This is a genomic window from Streptomyces sp. NPDC097595 (assembly GCF_044761525.1).
Taxonomy (GTDB): domain Bacteria; phylum Actinomycetota; class Actinomycetes; order Streptomycetales; family Streptomycetaceae; genus Streptomyces; species Streptomyces drozdowiczii_A.
In genome coordinates, this window is sequence record NZ_JBIWCN010000006.1 from 104,620 (window position 1) to 121,529 (window position 16,910).

Here is a 16,910-nt window from a genome sequence, read left to right on the forward strand (position 1 = left end):
CCCGCCCCGGGACCGGAAAGGGTGGGCCCATGACGAGCAGGGGCGGGGCGGCTGTGCGGACACCGGGACGGGTCGCGGAGAATGGGCCCGTGCGCTACGGCATCCTCGGTACGACCCAGGCACTCCGCGACGACGGCACGGCCCTCTCCGTCGGCGGGGCGCGGCTGCGCGCGCTGCTCACCGTCCTTGCGCTGCGGCCCGGCCGCACGGTCCCGGTCGCCGTGCTCGTGGACGAGGTGTGGGACGGCGAACCGCCCGCCGACGCGGCCGGCGCCCTCCAGGCGCTGGTGGGGCGGCTGCGGCGGGCCATCGGGCACGAGGCCGTCGCCTCGGCGGACAGCGGTTACCGGCTGGCCGCCGAGCCGGAGGCCGTCGACCTCTTCCGCTTCGAACGGCTCGCCGGCGAAGGCGCGCGGGCCCTCGCGGCGGGCGACCCGGCCCGTGCCACGGCCGTCCTGAGCGACGCCCTCGCCCTCTGGCGGGGCCCCGCGCTCGCCGACCTCCCCGACCGGCACGCCGCCGCCGCGCGCTGGACGGCCCGCCGGCTCGACGCCCGCCGGGACCGGCTCGCCGCGGGGCTGGCGCTCGGCCGGGCCGCCGAGGTGCTGCCCGAGCTGACCGCGCTCTGCGGGGAGCACCCCCTGGACGAACCCCTCCAGGCGCTCCGCCTGCGCGCCCTGCGCGACGCCGGTCGCACCGCCCAGGCCCTGGCCGCGTACGACGAGGTCCGCACCCTCATCGCCGACCGCCTCGGCACCGACCCCGGGCCCGAGCTGACCACTTTGTACGCCGAGCTGCTGCGGCAGGAGCCCCCGGCTCCCGCGCAGGCCCCCGCAGCCCCCCTGGGCAACCTCCGCGCCCGGCTCACCAGCTTCGTCGGGCGGGAGCGCGAGATGGAGGCCCTGCGCGACGACCTCTCCCGGGGCCGGCTTGTCACCCTGCTCGGGCCCGGCGGCGCCGGCAAGACCCGGCTCTCCCAGGAGGTCGCGGACACCGTCGACACCGCCACCTGGCCGGACGGCGTCTGGCTCGCCGAGCTGGCCCCCGTGGACGACCCGGAGGCCGTGCCGGAGGCGGTGCTCGCCGCGCTCGGGGCCCGGGAGACCGTGCTCAGCGGGGCCGGTTCCGGAGAGCTCCGGGCCGCCGAGCGGGCCTCGGGCGAGGAGCGCGCGGCCGGTGAGTCGCTGGCCCGGCTCACCGAGTACTGCTCCCGCCGCCGCATGCTGCTCCTCCTCGACAACTGCGAGCACGTTATCGAGGCCGCCGCCGCCCTCGCCGATCATCTGCTGGCCCACTGCCCCCGGCTCACCGTCCTCGCGACCAGCCGGGAACCCCTCGGCGTGCCGGGCGAGGCGGTCCGGCCGGTCGACCCGCTGCCGGACCCGACCGCGCTGCGGCTGCTCGCCGAGCGCGGCGCGGCCGCCCGCCCCGGCTTCCGGGTGGACGCGGACGAGGCGACGGCGGCGGCCACCGCCGAGATCTGCCGCCGCCTGGACGGCCTGCCGCTCGCCATCGAGCTCGCCGCGGCCCGGTTGCGGATGCTCACGCCGCAGCAGATCGCGGACCGGCTGGACGACCGCTTCCGCCTGCTGACCAGCGGCAGCCGGACCGTGCTGCCCCGCCAGCAGACCCTGCGCGCGGTCGTGGACTGGTCCTGGGAGCTGCTGGACGACGCCGAGCGCGTCACCCTGCGCCGCCTCTCCGTCTTCGCCGGCGGCTGCACCCTGGAGGCCGCCGAGGCCGTCTGCGCCGACACGGCCGGCCGGTCCGGCGATGTCGCCCGCCTCCTCGGCTCCCTGGTCGACAAGTCCCTCGTGGTCGCTGCCCCGGCGGACGACGGCAGGATGCGCTACCGGCTCCTGGAGACCGTCGGCGAGTACGCGGCGGAGCGCCTGGAGGAGTCGGGCGAGCGGGACGCGGTCGAGCACCGGCACCTCGTGTTCTACCGCGAGCTGGCCCGTACGACCGACCCCCTGCTGCGCGGCTCCGGACAGCTCGCCGCCGTCCGCCTCCTGCAACGCGAGTACGAGAACCTGCGCATCGCCCTGCGCCACGCCGTCGCCGCCCGCGACGAGCAGGAGGCGCTGTGCATGGTGCTGTCCCTGTCCTGGTACTGGCAGATCCGCAATCTGCGCGGCGACGCCCTGCACTGGGCCGACGCGGCTGCGTCCCTCGGCCCCGACCCGTTCGCGGAGCCCGTACAGCTCGCGCCGTCCATCCACGACCGCTGCACCGACGCGCCCCCGCCCATGCGCCAGGAGCTGCTGGAGGAGGCGCGGCGGCAGGTGACCCTGGTGCAGCTGGTCAGCATGGACCACGCGATGGACGAGTGGACGAACGAGGCCAGCATGGCCCGGCTGCGCGCCATCGTCGCCACCTACCGGGCCGGCCAGCCGCAGACCTGCCGCAGCCCCGCCTCGCTCTGGTTCTACGCCGTGATGCTCACCGGCGGCGTCTCGGACCTGCGCCACCTGCTGGACGAAACGGTGCGCGGCGCGCGGGAGTTCGGTTACGAGTGGGAGCTGGCCGCCGCCCTCCAGATGCGGGCCAACGTGCTGGCCAACCGCCCGGACTGGGCCGGTGAGGCCCATCGGGACGCCGACGAGAGCCTGGCGGTCTTCAGCCGGCTCGGCGACGACTGGGGGATGGCCGAGGCGCTCTCCTCGCGCGGCGAGGCCAGCGAGAAGCAGGGCGACTACGTGCGAGCGGCCGAGGACTTCCAGGCCGCCATCCGCTCGGCCGAGAGGCTGGGCGCCCTGTCCCAGGTCGCCGTGCTCCGCATCCGCCACGCCTCCGTGCTCACCGAGCTCGGCCGGGGCGAGGAGGGCGAGGCGGTCATGCGCGAGGTGCTGGCCGACGAGCGGCAGACCGGGCACGAGGCCAGGCCGGCGGCCCGGCTCTTCCTCGCGATGTGGCTGGGCCGGTGCGGCCGGACCGACGAGGCGCGCGAGCAGTTCGCCGCCCTCCAGGAGGAGTTCGCGTCCGAGACCATGGCGGTGTTCGAGGGCTTCGTCCTCGGCGGCCTGGCCTGGCTGGACAACCAGGACGGCGAGTACGCCCGGGCCCTGGAGCGGAGCCGGCAGTCGCTGAAGGGCGTACGGGACCCGCTGACGCAGATGGTCGCGCCGCAGATGGCGGTGATCAATCTGGTCATCCTGGCCTGGGCGCTCGGCGGGCTCGGCGGCGAGGAGGAGGCCGGCGTCGCGGCGCGGCTGCTGGGCACCGGCCGGGCGCATCTGCCCAAGGGCCACTTCATGAACGCGATGGAACGCGAGAACCTGGCCGCCGCCGAGGAGCTGGTCCGCAGCAGGCTCGGGGACGCCGCCTACGAGGCCGCGTACGCCGAGGGCGGCGGCCTCTCCCTGGAGGAGGCCGCCGCCCTCGTGGACACGGTTCCCGAGCAGAGCTCGTAACGTCAGGACTTCTTGCGGAACTTGGACACCGCGAGCGGGGCCACGACCGCCGTGATGACCACGGCCCAGCCGAGCGTCAGCCAGACCGAGTGGCCGAGCGAGGTCCCCATCATGAGGCCGCGCGCCGCGTCCGCCAGGTTCGACAGCGGGTTGTAGTCGGTGAAGGTCTGGAGCCAGCCGGGCATCGTCGTCGGCGGGGCGAAGATCGAGGAGCCGAACTGGAGCGGCATCATGACCAGCATCCCCATTCCCTGAACCGCCTGGGACGTCTTCATGGCCAGGCCGAGCAGAATGAAGATCCACATGATCGCGGCGCCGAACGCGGCCGACAGGCCGATCGCAGCGATCAGTCCGAGCACCGAGCCGTGGAGCTCCATGCCGAGGGCGAAGCCCATGCCCAGCAGGATGAGCGTGGCGACCATCATCCGGCCGAGCTCGACCACGATCTTGGCGACGAGCACCGAGGAGCGTGCGATCGGCATCGTACGGAAGCGGTCCATGACCCCCTTGCGGAAGTCGTCGTTGACACCGCTGCCGACGGCCATGGCGATGTTCATGCCCATCATCGCCATCAGACCGGGGATCAGGTAGTTCAGGTATTCCTGCCGGCCGCCGCCCATGCTGCCGCCGACCGAGCCGCCGAAGACGTACACGAACAGCAGCACGAAGATGACGGGCATCAGCAGCGCGTCGAACATCGACTCCGGATCCTTCTTGATCTGGAGCAGGTTGCGCCGGACCAGGGCTCCGATGTGGCGCAGGTTGTTCCGCAGGCCGATGCCGCCCTCGTCGTGGAGCTTGGCGGCCGGTGCGGAGACGGGCGTGTCGGTGGGGGTGGGCGTCAGAGTCGTCGTGCTCATGCCGCGACCTCCTCGGGGGTCGTGTCGGTGACGGTGGCCTTGTCGCCGGTGATGGCGAGGAACACCTCGTCCAGGCTGGGCAGCGCGGTGGCGACGTGGGCCAGCGAGAAGCCCCGGGTGCCGAGCAGCCCGATGACGGCGGTCAGCTGCTCGTCGCTGAGGATCGGTACGTAGAGCAGGCCCTCGTCCGGGACCGCCTGCGCGCCCGCGACACCGTCGAGACCGGTCTCCCGCAGCGCCTGGGCCATCGGGGCCAGCTCGGCCGGGTCCGAGGGGCGGATCTGGAGGGTGCGGCCGCCGACCTTGGCCTTGAGCTCGTTCACACCGCCGCGGGCGATGATCCGGCCCTTGTCGATGACGGTCAGCTCGTTGGCCAGCTGTTCGGCCTCTTCCATGTACTGGGTGGTGAGGAGCACGGTCGCCCCCTCCGCGACCATGCGCTGCACCTCGTCCCAGACCTCGTTACGGGTACGGGGGTCGAGCCCCGTCGTCGGCTCGTCCAGGTAGAGGACGGCCGGGCTGCCGATCATGGAGGCGGCCAGGTCGAGCCGGCGGCGCATCCCGCCGGAGTACTCCATCGCGGCCTTCTTCGCCGCGTCGGTGAGCGAGAAGCGCTCCAGCAGCTCGTCGGCCCGGGCCCGCGCCTTCTTGCGGGGCAGGTCGAGCAGCCGCCCGATCATGTAGAGGTTCTCCCAGCCGGAGAGCTTCTCGTCGACCGAGGCGTACTGGCCGGTGAGGCCAATGGTGCGGCGCAGGGCGCGGGGCTGCTTCACCACGTCGAAGCCGGCGACGACCGCGGTCCCGGCGTCGGGCGTGATGAGCGTGGAGAGGCAGCGTACGAGGGTGGTCTTGCCGGCGCCGTTGGGGCCGAGCACGCCGAGGACGGTGCCCTCGCGCACATCGAGGTCCACGCCGTCCAGGGCCTTGGTCTCGCCGTAGTGCTTGACCAGTCCCCGCACCTCTACGGCGTTCCCGCCGCGCTGGGGGTTCTTGTCGATTCGCGTCATGCCGACTATCAGACCAGTCGCCACCGACAGGCCGCCGACAGCCGGCCGACAGCCCGCCCGCCCCCGCCGACAACGGCCGACAGCCCGCCGATGGGGGAAGTCGGCGGGCTGTCGTCGTTACCGGTGGTGGTCGTGGAGGGCGCACCCCCGCGGGCTCAGTGGAAGGTGTGCTCCGGGGCCGGGAACGTGCCGCCCACGACCTCCTCCGCGTACGCCTTCGCGGCGTCGCCGAGGATCTGGCGCAGGTCGGCGTACTGCTTGGTGAAGCGCGGCACCTTGCCGCCGGTCAGCCCGACCATGTCGGTGTAGACCAGCACCTGGGCGTCGGTGTCCGGACCCGCGCCGATCCCGATCGTCGGGATGTGCAGGATGCGGGTGACCTCGGCGGCCAGCTCGGCCGGTACGAGCTCCAGGACGACGGCGAAGGCGCCCGCGTCCTGTACGGCCTTGGCGTCGCGCAGCATCTGCTGGGCGGCCTCCTCGCCCCGGCCCTGGACCCGGTAGCCCATCGCGTTCACGGACTGCGGGGTCAGGCCGATGTGGGCCATGACCGGGATGCCGGCGTCGACCAGCAGCTTGATCTGCTCGTGGCTGCGCTCGCCGCCCTCCAGCTTGACCGCGCCGACACCGGACTCCTTGATGAGCCGGGTGGCGTTGCGCAGGGCCTGGACCGGGCTCTCCTGGTACGCGCCGAAGGGGAGGTCCGCGACGATCAGGGCGCGCTTGGTGCCCCGGACGACGGCGGCGGACAGGATGGCGATCTCGTCCATCGTGACGGGCACGGTGGTCTCGTAGCCGAGGTGGCAGTTGCCCATGGAGTCGCCGACGAGCATGACCGGGATGCCGGCCTCGTCGAAGACGGACGCGGTCATCGCGTCGTAGGCGGTGAGCATGGGCCACTTCTCGCCGCGCGCGGTGGCCGCGGCGATGTCGTGGACGGTGACCCGGCGGTTGCTCTTGCCCCCGTACAGCGCCTTGCTGCTGTCGGAGGGGGCACCCGCGGGGGTGGCGGACTGGTTCTGCGCAGCCTGAAGCGACATGGCAGGTGGCTCCTTCGTCATCTCGAGGCGCCCTGACGGCGTCCCCGGATCTCTTCCATGGTGGCATCCCGGAGCCGGTCGCGGGAAGTGGGCCGCCCGGCCGGGCCAACGGGCCTGTCCTCGGTAAAGGTTTTACAATACGAGACGGTCTCGTATCGCAATGCGTTTAGGCTGCTCCTCATGTCCACACCCTCCGGCGCTCCCGCCGTGTCCCAGATACCGGAGGCGGTCCACCGCCGCCGCTGGGCGATTCTCGTGGTCCTGATGTTCAGCCTGCTCATCGTGGTGCTGGACAACTCGATCCTCAACGTCGCCGTCAAGACGATCGCCTCCCCTTCGCCCACCGGCATCGGCGCCACCCAGAGCGAGCTGGAGTGGGCGATCAACTCCTACACGCTCGTCTTCGCCGGCCTGCTCTTCACCGCCGGCCTGCTCGGCGACCGCCTCGGCCGCAAGAAGGTCCTGCTCTTCGGCATCACCCTCTTCGGCATCGGCTCCGCCCTCGCCGCCATGTCCGACACGCCGGGCCAGCTCATCACCTGGCGCGCCCTGATGGGCTTCGGCGCCGCCTTCGTCATGCCGGCCACGCTCGCCGTCCTGATGAACGTCTTCGAGCGCGACGAGCAGCCCAAGGCGATCGGCATCTGGGCCGGCAGCGTCGGCCTCGGCATCGCGATCGGCCCGATCACCGGCGGCCTGCTCCTCGAACACTTCTGGTGGGGCTCGATCTTCCTGGTCAACGTCCCCGTGGTGATCATCGCCCTGGTCGCTATGGTCCTGCTGGTGCCGGACTCGAAGGACCCGCGCCCCGGCCGGCTCGACCCGCTCGGCGTGGTGCTCTCCATCATCGGCCTGGTGCTGCTGGTGTACGGCATCATCCGGGGCGGCGAGCTCGCCGACTTCACCGACGTCTCCGTGCTCCTCCCGGTCCTCGGCGGCCTCGCCGTCCTCGTGGTCTTCGTCCTCCACGAGAAGCGCAGCGCCAGCCCGGCGATCGACGTCTCGTACTTCAAGAAGCCCGCGTTCTCCGCCGCCGTCGCCGCCATCGCCCTGGTCTTCTTCGCGCTGATGGGCGTCACCTTCTTCTCCGCCTTCTACATGCAGAGCGTGCGCGGCTGGAGCGCCCTCCAGTCCGGGCTGCTGATCCTGCCGCTGGCCGTGGCCCAGATGCTCTTCGCGCCCCGCGCCCGGATCGTCGTCGCCCGCTTCGGCGCCCGTGCCGTCTGCACGGCGGGCATGCTGGCCGTCGCCCTCGGCCTGGCCGCCTTCGCGCTCTTCGACGCGGACACGCCCGTCTGGCTGATGTGCGTCGTCTTCTTCGTCCAGGGCACCGGCATGGCCCACGTCATGCCGCCGGTCACCGTCGCCGTGATGCAGGCCCTGCCGCGCGAGAAGGCCGGCTCCGGCTCGGCCGTCAACAACACGTTCCGCCAGGTCGGCGGCGCGCTCGGGATCGCCGTGCTCGGCTCGGTGCTGTCCACCGTCTACCGGGGCGACATCGAGAACCACCTCGGCTCCCTGCCCTCCGGGGCCCGGGACGCGGCGGGGGAGTCCATCGAGGCCACCCTCGCCATCGCGGAGAAGCTGGGCCCCAAGGGCGCCCCGCTGGTCACCGCCGCGCACGACGCCTTCATGAGCGCCATGCACGTCACGGCCCTCGGCTCGGCCGCCGTCGCCCTCATCGGCACCCTCGTCGTCGCCCTGTGGCTGCCGGGCCGCGAGCCGGCCGCGCCCCAGGCCGTACGCGAGGAGGAGCGCCCCGCCCCGGCGGGCGCCGAACGATGACGGTCCCGGCCGCGTCCGGCTGAACCGTCCGGGTGAACCGGGCCGTGTCACGCGGCCCGGTTCACCCGTAGGGACCTGCCCCCTTCCGCGTCGGCGAGAATCGGGGGCGGCGAAAGGTGGTTTCACGTGCAGGCTCAGGCACCGGGCGGGCGGTCCGGCGAGGTTCCCGGCCCCCCGGGACCCGGGGACGACTCCGAGCCGCGCCGGGGACGGCCGCGCAGCGCCGCGACCGAGGCGGCCATCCTGGACGCCGTCGTGGAGCTGCTGGAGGCCGGTGAACCCCTCGCCGCGCTCTCCATCGAGCGCATCGCCCGCACCGCCGGGGTCGGCAAGGCGACGATCTACCGGCGCTGGGCCGGCAAGGAGGAGCTCTTCGTCGACGTGCTCCGCGCCATCGAGCCCCCGGAGCCCGAGGTCTCCGGCACCGGCGGCCTGGGCGACCTGCGCCTCCTGCTGGAGTCGATGCGCAAACGCGGCCTCGCCCAGCGCTCCTCCGTACTGCTGCACAACGTGTTCGCGCAGATGAAGAGCCACCCCAAGCTGTGGCACGAGTACCAGTGCACCGTGATCGCCCCCCGCCGCCTCGCCATGGTCGCCGCCGTCCGGCGCGCCGTCGAGGCGGGCGAGCTGCGGGACGACACGGACGTGGAGCTGATGGACGACCTGTTCCTGGGCCCCATGCTCGTACGCACCATCCACCGGCCCGACGCGCCGCTGCCCGAGGATCTCGCCGACCGCATCATCGCCCTGGTGATGGAGGGTCTCGCGCCCCGGCGCGGACGGATGTGATCGTTACGTCACAGAGCACCGTGTTTCCCCGCTCCTCCGGAACTGCCGGAGCCGCCTCCCACGTCCTCGTGGCAGTACGACCGCCACGGGCGGCATGAAAGACATCGCGCATCCCCTAGGGTCGGGGGCGCGGCGATGTGTACGGCAAGGCAGTGAGGACAGCGCGATGGTGCAGGCGTACAGGGCGGACACCGGGAACGGCGTGGGACCGCAGCGCTCCGGCTCCCGCTTCCGGGACCTGCGCGACAGATTCGTCCGGCGTCTGAGGGACCGGGGCACCTGGCGGCGCGGGATCGTGCTGGCCTGCTGCTCGCTCCTGCTGACCTTCGTGATGGCCTTCCACGCCCAGATCCCGAACACCATCGGCAATCTGGGCAGCCTCTCCGAGACGTTCCTGCCGTGGATCGGCGTGTTCTTCCCGGTGCTGCTCGTGCTCGGCCTGGTGCGCCGCTCGGGCACCGCGCTGGTGGCGCTGGTGCTGCCGGTCGTGGTCTGGCTCAACGTGTTCGGCGGCCTGTTCACGGACAAGTCCGGCACCGGCGGCGACCTCACCGTCGCCACGCACAACGTCAACGCCGACAACCCCGACCCGGCCGCCACCGCCGACCAGGTCGCGGGCTCCGGCGCGGACGTCGTCGCCCTCCAGGAGCTGCCCGCCGGCAAGGTGGCGGCGTACGAGAAGGCGCTCGCCGGCCGCTTCCGGTACCACTCGGTGCAGGGCACCGTGGGCCTCTGGAGCAAGTACCCGCTGAGCGAGACCCGCCCGGTGGACCTCAAGATGGGCTGGGTCCGCGCCATGCGGACCACCGTCGCGACGCCCGAGGGCCCCCTCGCGGTCTACGTGGCGCACCTGCCGTCCGTCCGGGTCAAGCTCCATGCCGGCTTCACCGCCAACCAGCGCGACCAGAGCGCCGACGCCCTCGGCAAGGCCATCTCCCGCGAAACGCTCGCCCGCGTCGCCCTGCTCGGCGACCTCAACGGCACGATGAACGACCGCGCGCTCAAGGCGGTCACCTCGCAGATGCGCTCCACGCAGGGCGCGGCCGGCGACGGCTTCGGGTTCAGCTGGCCCGCGAAGTTCCCGATGGCCCGGATCGACCAGATCATGGTCAAGGGCGTCGAGCCGATGTCCTCCTGGACGCTTCCCGCCACCGGCAGCGACCACCTCCCGATCGCCGCCCGCGTCAAACTCTGACGCAACGAGCCGTTTACCGGATCGACCCGCTTCTCTGAGAGACTTTGTTCCGTACGGGAACAAGGTCGCCGGCGACGAGGCCGGTCCGCCGCCGTGCGCCCCGCCGACCGGCGGACCGCGCGGGCGTGCGTACGACCACGTCCCCTCCCGCTCCCTCCGCGTGTCCGCAGGCCCCGACCGGGTCGCGCCGGACTGCGGCGGGGGCCCCTGAAGCGGAAAGGTCTCTCCTCATGCCCCTGGCCCTGCTCGCGCTGGCCGTGAGCGCCTTCGGCATCGGCACCACCGAGTTCGTGATGATGGGCCTGCTGCCCGACGTCGCGGACGACCTCGGCACCTCCGTCCCCACCGCCGGCTACCTCGTGTCGGCGTACGCGATCGGTGTGGTGATCGGCGCCCCGCTGCTCACCGGCCTCGGCTCCCGCGTCCCGCGCAAGCGGATGCTCCTGCTCCTGATGGCCCTCTTCACCGTCGGCAACCTCGCCTCCGCGCTCGCCCCCGGCTTCGGCTGGCTGATCGCGGGCCGGCTCCTGGCCGGTCTGCCGCACGGCGCGTTCTTCGGCGTCGGGGCGGTCGTCGCCTCCCGGCTCGTGCCCGAGGGGCGCCGGGCGCGGGCCGTCGCGACGATGTTCCTCGGCCTGACGGTCGCCAACATCGTCGGCGTACCCGCCGCCACCCTGCTCGGCCAGCACCTCGGCTGGCGGGCCACCTTCCTGGTCGTCGCGGCCATCGGCGTCTGCGCGATGGCGGCCCTCGCCCGGCTCGTCCCGCAGATCCCCGTCGAGGCCCGGCAGAACGTGCGCCACGAGCTGCGGGCGCTCGGCAACCGGCAGGTCTGGCTCGGCCTCCTCACCGCCGTCTTCGGCTTCGCCGGCGTGTTCGCGGTCTACTCCTACCTCTCCGCGATGACCACGAAGGCCATGGGCTTCGGCGAATCCGCGGTGACGCCGGTGCTCGCGCTCTTCGGCATCGGCATGACCCTGGGCGCGCTGGCCGCCGGCCCCCTCACGGACCGGGCGCTGCGACCGACGCTGTACGGGTCACTGGGCGCCCTCGCCGTGGTCCTGGCGGTCTTCCCGCTGGCGGCGCACGTCAAGTGGGCGGCGCTGGTGATGGTGGTGCTCCTGGGCGCGGTGGGCTTCATGACGACCACGCCGCTCCAGATGCTGGTCATGAACAAGGCGAAGGACGCCCCCACCCTGGCCTCCGCCTCCAACCACTCCGCCTTCAACCTGGCCAACGCGGGCGGCGCGTGGCTCGGCGGCGCGGCGATCGCGGCAGGCTGGGGCTGGACGTCCCCCGCCGTAGTGGGCGCGGCCCTGGCCCTGGCGGGCCTGGCGATCGCGGCCACGGCGGGCACGCTGGACCGCGAGCGCGGCACGTCGAAGGTGGTGGCGAGCCGCGTACGAGCCCACGCCGCGCCAACCCCAGCCCGTCCGGCGCTTGAGGACAAAACGCCGACCACAACGGACTGCACCTGACCAGCAGAGCCCGGCCACAAACAAGCCCGTCCGGCGCTTGAGGACAAAGCCCCAGCCCCGGACGGGCTCACGCATCCGTCAACCGACGGCCGTCACACCGCTTCCCGCCACCGATTCGTGATCGGCAACCGCCGGTCCTTCCCGAACCCCTTCGGCGAGATCTTCGTCCCCGGCGGATACTGCCGCCGCTTGTACTCCGCCGTATCCACCATCCGCAGCGTCTTCGCGACCAGCGCCCCGTCGAACCCGGCCGCCACGATCGCTTCGAGCCCCTGGTCCCGGTCCACGTACAGCTCAAGGATGCGGTCGAGCACGTCGTAGTCCGGCAGGGAATCCGTGTCCACCTGCCCCGGCCGCAGCTCCGCGCTCGGCGGCTTCGTGATGGACGCCTCCGGGATCGGCGGGGTCTGCCCGCGCTCCTCGGCGGCCCGGTTGCGCCACTTCGCCAGCCGGAACACCGACGTCTTGTACACGTCCTTGATCGGCCCGTACGCCCCGACGGAGTCCCCGTACAGCGTCGAGTACCCGACCGCCAGCTCGGACTTGTTGCCCGGGGCCAGGACGATCTGGCCCTCCTGGTTGGAGATGGCCATCAGCATCGTGCCGCGCAGCCGCGACTGGAGGTTCTCCTCGGCGAGCCCGGTGAGCCCCAGCGAACCCATGTACGCGTCGAACATCGGCTCGATCGGCACGGTCCGGAAGTTGAGCCCGGTGCGCCGCGCCAGCTCGGCCGCGTCGCCCTTGGAGTGGTCCGAGGAGTACTTGGACGGCATCGAGACCCCGTACACCTGCTGCGCACCGAGCGCATCGCAGGCGATCGCGGCGACGAGCGCCGAGTCGATGCCGCCGGACAGCCCGATGAGCACGCTGGTGAAGCCGTTCTTCGCGGCGTAGGCCCGCAGGCCGACCACGAGGGCCGTGTACAGCTCCTCGTCGTCGTCCAGCCGGTCCGCGTAACCGCCCGCGAGGTCCGCCTCGTACGGCGGCAACGGCTCCTCGGAGAGGACCACGTGGTCGATCCGCAGCCCGTCGGCGACCACGCCGGACGGCGCCTCGGCCGGGGCGGCCGGCAGCTCCAGGTCGAGGATCACGCTGCCCTCGGCGAACTGCGGCGCGCGGGCGATGACCTCGCCCTCCCGGTCGACCACGATCGAGTCGCCGTCGAAGACCAGCTCGTCCTGGCCGCCGATCATCGCGAGGTACGCGGTCGTGCAGCCGGCCTCACGGGCGCGCTTGCGGACCAGTTCCAGCCGGGTGTCGTCCTTGTCCCGCTCGTACGGCGAGGCGTTGACCGACAGCAGCAGCCCGGCCCCGGCGGCGCGCGCGGCCGGGACGCGGCCGCCGTCCTGCCACAAGTCCTCGCAGATCGCGAGGGCGACGTCGACCCCGTGCACCCGTACGACCGGCATCGAGTCGCCCGGCACGAAGTACCGGAACTCGTCGAAGACGCCGTAGTTCGGCAGGTGGTGCTTGGCGAAGTTCAGCGCGATCCCGCCGCGGTGCAGCACCGCGGCGGCGTTGCGCGGGGACCCGGCGGGCTGGCCGTAGCGCTCCGCCGCGAACTCCGAGCGGTCGAGGTAGCCGACGAGGACCGGGATCTCCCCGAAGCCCTCCGCGTCGAGGCGGGCGGCGAGCGCGCGCAGCGCCGCACGCGACGCCTCGACGAAGGACGACCGCAGGGCCAGGTCCTCGACGGGGTAGCCGGTCAGCACCATCTCGGGGAACGCCACCAAGTGGGCGCCCTGTTCGGCGGAGTGCCGGGTCCAGTGGACGATCGCCTCGGCGTTGCCGGCGAGGTCGCCGACGGTCGAGTCGATCTGATTCAGTGCGAGGCGTAGTTGAGGCACGCCCCCACTCTAATCGTCTGACTGACGCGATGTCCTGCCGGGTCGCCCAGCGGCACCCGCCCGGGCCGGACGGCCGCCCCTCCGTACGAGGGTGTGTGAAGGCCGGCCGACCGGGCACGTGAGGGGAGCCATGCATGATGACCTGAGTGCCGCGGAATTCGGAGAAGGCCCGGAAGGCGTGCCGGACGGGTTCGCGATCTCCCTTGTCCCGGAAAGCGCCGCTGCGGCGCGCGACGCGGTCACCGAATTGCTGACGACGCAATTCTGTGCACTGGTCGGTGCGGAAATGACCGCCGATGTCGTCGTCGCCGACGCCCTGCTGGTCACATCGGAACTGGTGACCAATGCCGTGGTGCACGCAGGGGGCGTCACCGGGTTCGCGGCCGAACTCACCGGTGACGGCCTCCGGATCACCGTGTCCGACGCGAGCCCCGACCTGCCCGTCGTCGAAGCGGGCGGCGCCGCCCGCTGGGTGGGCGGCGGCTACGGCTGGACCCTGGTGTGCCGGCTCGCCGAGCGGGTGGCGATCGACGTGGGCCCCCGCGGCAAGTCCATCACGGCTCTGGTCACCATGGCCTGATCGCCGGCCCGGACTTTCTCCCGTCCGGCGGGAAGGAATTCCTGAATTTCCCGGACGGAGATGTGTGAGGGCCGAATCGCCGGGCACGCGGTGGGCCGAGAGAGAATGACGGAAATTTTATTGGGAGGGTTTTTCGTGAGTGACAACATGTGGGGTTACGAGCCGACTTCCGGTTACATCGCCGGTGCCGACCTGACCGGATACAAGGTCGAGGCGACGGACGGCAGCATCGGCAAGGTCGACAAGCACTCGGACGAAGTGGGCTCCGCCTACCTGGTCGTCGACACCGGGGTGTGGATCTTCGGCAAGCACGTCCTGCTGCCCGCCGGAACGGTGAGCGGCGTCGACGCCGAGGCGCGGAAGATCTTCGTCGACCTCACCAAGGACCAGATCAAGGACTCCCCGGAGTTCGACAAGGACAAGCACATCGGCGACGCCGGGTACCACGAGCAGATCAGCGGCTACTACCGGAGCCACCGGCGCCCGTGACCGGTGCCGCAGCGCGGTGGAAGGGCCCCAGGAGAAGATCCTGGGGCCCTTCGCGCGTGGGGCGCTCACCCGTTCGCTGGGCGTGTCCGTCGGCGGACGGGCTCGTTCTGTGAGGTATGAGCGAGCGAGATGAGCCGGTCCTGCCGCGTGCCGCCGACCGACGGGGACCGACGCCGTCGGCGGACCGCATAGCACTCGACCGGGTCGAAGCGGTGCTCATCGAGCACTATCCGCGTCTGGTCCGGCTCGCCTACCTCACCCTCCCGGGTGACCGGGGCCGCCACCGCCGTGTCCTGGACGCGCACCGCATCGTGCAACGAGCGCTGCCGCGCCTGGCCCGCACCGTCCGCGTGGACCCCGAGGCGGACGTCTACGCCTGGCTGCGCACCCGTATCGTCCGCGCGGCACTCTCCGCCGGCACGCTGCGCGGCGTACCGGCCGTCGTCGGTCTCCGCCTCTTCCCGCGCGCCGGCGGGGTGGCCGAACTCGAACTGGACCGCAGCCTGTCGGCGATGACCCCGCCCGCGCGGGCGGCCTACGCCCTGTTCGTCCTGGAGGGGCTGCCCGACGCCGAGGTCGCCCGGGTGACCGACGACCCGGAGGCCGTCCGGAGCGCACACGCCCTCCGCGAACGGCTCGGCGCCGACGGAGAACGCGCGCTCACCTCGACCGAGTTCGACCCCTGCGTGGTGCAGACGACCCCGGACGATCTCCTGCGCCGGCGCCGCAACCACCGCCTGACGGCAGCCGCGTGCGGCCTCGCGGCACTCGCCGGATGCGTCGCGCTGACGGCGCAGCTGATGCGCCCCGCCACCACCGCCCCCGCAGACCCGGCGGCCGGGCCCCGGGCCGCCTCCGCCGCGCTCGACCCCCGGCACCTGGTCCGTACCGACCCGGAGAGCTGGGCGGACACCTCCCGCGTCGACCTCACGGCCTGGCCCGCCCGGGGAAGCCTGGCCGGCGACGAGGGGCTGCTCTCCCGGGCCCTGCGGGTGTGGAGCCACCCCGCCCCGTCCGTGCGGCGCTCGGTCGCTCCGGGCGCGACGGACGAAGGACCGGCCCGCTCGCCCCGGTTGCTCTACGCAGGGGAGCTGGAGGGCCGCAGGATCGTCCTGTTCTACGACGGCAGGCGCACCGTCCGCTACACCGAGCCCGTACGGAGCGGCACCGGGGCAGCGGCACTGGACATCGCCCGCGCGGACGGCTCCGGCGTCACCGACGCCTCGGCGCTCGTCCTCGTACGCGGGCCGTCCTCGGCGCGGTATCTGCTCGCCCCGTGGATCTCCGAGTCCGGCCTCCGCGATCTGCGCGCACCCGACCGCTTCCCCGAGCCGCTGCGGACCGAAGGGGGAGTGACCCCGGCCGTCCCCCTTCCCCCGGACGAGGGCTGCGGTGCCTGGCCCGCCCTGCAGCTCCGCTCGTCGTCCAGGATCGTGGAGAACCACCGCTTCCTGCTCACCGACCTGGGCGGGATGGCCCCCGCGCACCTCACCTACCAGCCCCTGCCGGGGAGCGGGAAGAAGACCCGCGCCGCCGCCCGCCCGGTCGAAGCCACCGGACGCGACGCCCTGCTGGCGTGGTCCGGGACCTCCTGCACACTGCCGGGACTGGACGCCGGAGTGCGCGCCGTGAACAGCTGGGACTTCGCCGGCCAGCGACTGCCCGGTGGCGGCGACGGTACGTGGAGCTGCGTGCGGGCCGACACCTGGCAGGGCCCGGGCCAGGTCGTCGTCGGGATGCGGCTCGATACCGGCCGGCGGCTGCTCCGCGCGGGGGCCGAGCGCGACACCGCGGCCTGCTCCCGCTTCGGACAGCATGTGGTGGCCTCGGTGATCTACCGCGACAAGGACGGGAACCGCTACCTGCTCGCCGCCGGATCGCGAGGCGTCACACGGCTCACCGCGGCGGGGGAGACCGCTGCCGGAACCACCCTCGCCGTGCGGAACCCCACGAGCACCGCCGTGGAGGCCCGCACGCGCACGGGCCAGGTGCTCAGGCCGCCGGGGACGGGCTGAGGGCCATCAGGCGGTGTGACCGTGCGGGCTCCGGTCGGGGGCGTCCTGGAGGGTGTCAGGCGGCCGGGCCGGACCGGGCCGCCTCGACGGTGGCGTACAGGTTGAGGAAGGTGTCGGCACCGACCACTTGGAGGAGGCGCCGGACCGTCGGCGAGGGGGCGGCGATCCTCAGGTCGCCCCGGTCGTGCAGGGTGAACACGAGGCGGAGGAAGGAGGAGTCCGCGAAGGAGATGCCGGCGGCGTCGAGGATGAGCGCGCCGTGCTCGGCGAGCGCGGAATCGGCCCGCTCCTGGAGTGCGGGCAGCGCTTCGATGTCCACGTCCCCGTGCGGGGCGATGACCGGCACGGAGGAGGGCGCATCGAGGGCGTCTTGGGGCGTCATGGGCAGATCTTCGCAGCTTGCCCGCGCTCC

General features: G+C 72.7%; 13 protein-coding genes. 8 read left to right on the forward strand and 5 right to left on the reverse strand.

The window, feature by feature from the left end; all coding sequences use genetic code 11:
* Positions 1-89: 89 nt before the first annotated feature.
* On the forward strand, positions 90-3,413 hold the full coding sequence (locus tag ACIQZN_RS11965; protein ID WP_403991134.1) for a BTAD domain-containing putative transcriptional regulator: 3,324 nt from the start codon (positions 90-92) through the stop codon (positions 3,411-3,413).
* 2 nt (positions 3,414-3,415) lie between these two features.
* Here the strand turns inward: ACIQZN_RS11965 and ACIQZN_RS11970 are convergent, their stop codons facing one another.
* The 3 genes from ACIQZN_RS11970 to panB form a co-directional block, all read right to left on the reverse strand.
* The gene (locus ACIQZN_RS11970) at positions 3,416-4,273 is read right to left on the reverse strand and encodes an ABC transporter permease (RefSeq protein WP_403991137.1); all 858 of its coding nucleotides are present in this window, start codon (positions 4,271-4,273) and stop codon (positions 3,416-3,418) included.
* Positions 4,270-5,280 carry an ATP-binding cassette domain-containing protein gene (locus ACIQZN_RS11975; protein WP_403991140.1) on the reverse strand — a complete coding sequence of 337 codons (1,011 nt, stop codon included), beginning with the start codon at positions 5,278-5,280 and terminating at the stop codon, positions 4,270-4,272. The genes ACIQZN_RS11970 and ACIQZN_RS11975 overlap by 4 nt, the downstream gene beginning before the upstream one ends.
* A gap of 155 nt (positions 5,281-5,435) precedes the next feature.
* Complete coding sequence (gene panB / locus ACIQZN_RS11980) at positions 5,436-6,320, reverse strand: 3-methyl-2-oxobutanoate hydroxymethyltransferase (protein WP_403991143.1); 885 nt, start codon at positions 6,318-6,320, stop codon at positions 5,436-5,438.
* A gap of 180 nt (positions 6,321-6,500) precedes the next feature.
* Between panB and ACIQZN_RS11985 the strand changes: the two genes are divergently transcribed.
* The 4 genes from ACIQZN_RS11985 (at position 6,501) to ACIQZN_RS12000 (ending at position 11,567) form a co-directional block, all read left to right on the forward strand.
* Positions 6,501-8,105, forward strand: coding sequence for a DHA2 family efflux MFS transporter permease subunit (locus ACIQZN_RS11985; protein ID WP_403991146.1), 1,605 nt, complete (start codon positions 6,501-6,503; stop codon positions 8,103-8,105).
* Between the two features lie 126 nt (positions 8,106-8,231).
* Positions 8,232-8,894: a TetR/AcrR family transcriptional regulator gene (locus ACIQZN_RS11990; protein WP_403991148.1), complete on the forward strand. Its 663-nt coding sequence runs from the start codon at positions 8,232-8,234 to the stop codon at positions 8,892-8,894.
* Between the two features lie 166 nt (positions 8,895-9,060).
* Positions 9,061-10,089, forward strand: coding sequence for an endonuclease/exonuclease/phosphatase family protein (locus ACIQZN_RS11995; protein ID WP_403991151.1), 1,029 nt, complete (start codon positions 9,061-9,063; stop codon positions 10,087-10,089).
* 230 nt (positions 10,090-10,319) lie between these two features.
* Positions 10,320-11,567 (forward strand): MFS transporter, encoded by a 1,248-nt coding sequence (locus tag ACIQZN_RS12000; protein WP_403991153.1) that lies wholly within the window; start codon positions 10,320-10,322, stop codon positions 11,565-11,567.
* 92 nt (positions 11,568-11,659) lie between these two features.
* Here ACIQZN_RS12000 and ACIQZN_RS12005 read toward each other — a convergent pair whose 3' ends face one another.
* Positions 11,660-13,414: an NAD+ synthase gene (locus ACIQZN_RS12005; RefSeq protein WP_403991156.1), complete on the reverse strand. Its 1,755-nt coding sequence runs from the start codon at positions 13,412-13,414 to the stop codon at positions 11,660-11,662.
* Positions 13,415-13,544: 130 nt separating this feature from the next.
* Here ACIQZN_RS12005 and ACIQZN_RS12010 point away from each other — a divergent pair, with 130 nt between their 5' ends.
* From ACIQZN_RS12010 to ACIQZN_RS12020, 3 genes are all read left to right on the forward strand, one after another.
* On the forward strand, positions 13,545-13,994 hold the full coding sequence (locus ACIQZN_RS12010; protein ID WP_403991159.1) for an ATP-binding protein: 450 nt from the start codon (positions 13,545-13,547) through the stop codon (positions 13,992-13,994).
* A 135-nt stretch (positions 13,995-14,129) separates the two neighbouring features.
* On the forward strand, positions 14,130-14,483 hold the full coding sequence (locus tag ACIQZN_RS12015) for a PRC-barrel domain-containing protein (protein WP_403991161.1): 354 nt from the start codon (positions 14,130-14,132) through the stop codon (positions 14,481-14,483).
* A gap of 116 nt (positions 14,484-14,599) precedes the next feature.
* Complete coding sequence (locus ACIQZN_RS12020) at positions 14,600-16,498, forward strand: hypothetical protein (protein ID WP_403991163.1); 1,899 nt, start codon at positions 14,600-14,602, stop codon at positions 16,496-16,498.
* Positions 16,499-16,553: 55 nt separating this feature from the next.
* Here the strand turns inward: ACIQZN_RS12020 and ACIQZN_RS12025 are convergent, their stop codons facing one another.
* Complete coding sequence (locus ACIQZN_RS12025) at positions 16,554-16,880, reverse strand: STAS domain-containing protein (protein ID WP_403991166.1); 327 nt, start codon at positions 16,878-16,880, stop codon at positions 16,554-16,556.
* Positions 16,881-16,910: the final 30 nt, after the last annotated feature.

Bases quoted from the DNA above. Each gene is read 5' to 3' on its own strand.
- ACIQZN_RS11970 (WP_403991137.1), bottom strand. From the start codon at position 4,273: ATGAGCACGACGACTCTGACGCCCACCCCCACCGACACGCCCGTCTCC.
- ACIQZN_RS11975 (WP_403991140.1), bottom strand. From the start codon at position 5,280: ATGACGCGAATCGACAAGAACCCCCAGCGCGGCGGGAACGCCGTAGAG.
- panB (WP_403991143.1), bottom strand. From the start codon at position 6,320: ATGTCGCTTCAGGCTGCGCAGAACCAGTCCGCCACCCCCGCGGGTGCC.
- ACIQZN_RS11985 (WP_403991146.1), top strand. From the start codon at position 6,501: ATGTCCACACCCTCCGGCGCTCCCGCCGTGTCCCAGATACCGGAGGCG.
- ACIQZN_RS11995 (WP_403991151.1), top strand. From the start codon at position 9,061: ATGGTGCAGGCGTACAGGGCGGACACCGGGAACGGCGTGGGACCGCAG.
- ACIQZN_RS12000 (WP_403991153.1), top strand. From the start codon at position 10,320: ATGCCCCTGGCCCTGCTCGCGCTGGCCGTGAGCGCCTTCGGCATCGGC.
- ACIQZN_RS12010 (WP_403991159.1), top strand. From the start codon at position 13,545: ATGCATGATGACCTGAGTGCCGCGGAATTCGGAGAAGGCCCGGAAGGC.
- ACIQZN_RS12020 (WP_403991163.1), top strand. From the start codon at position 14,600: ATGAGCGAGCGAGATGAGCCGGTCCTGCCGCGTGCCGCCGACCGACGG.
- ACIQZN_RS12025 (WP_403991166.1), bottom strand. From the start codon at position 16,880: ATGACGCCCCAAGACGCCCTCGATGCGCCCTCCTCCGTGCCGGTCATC.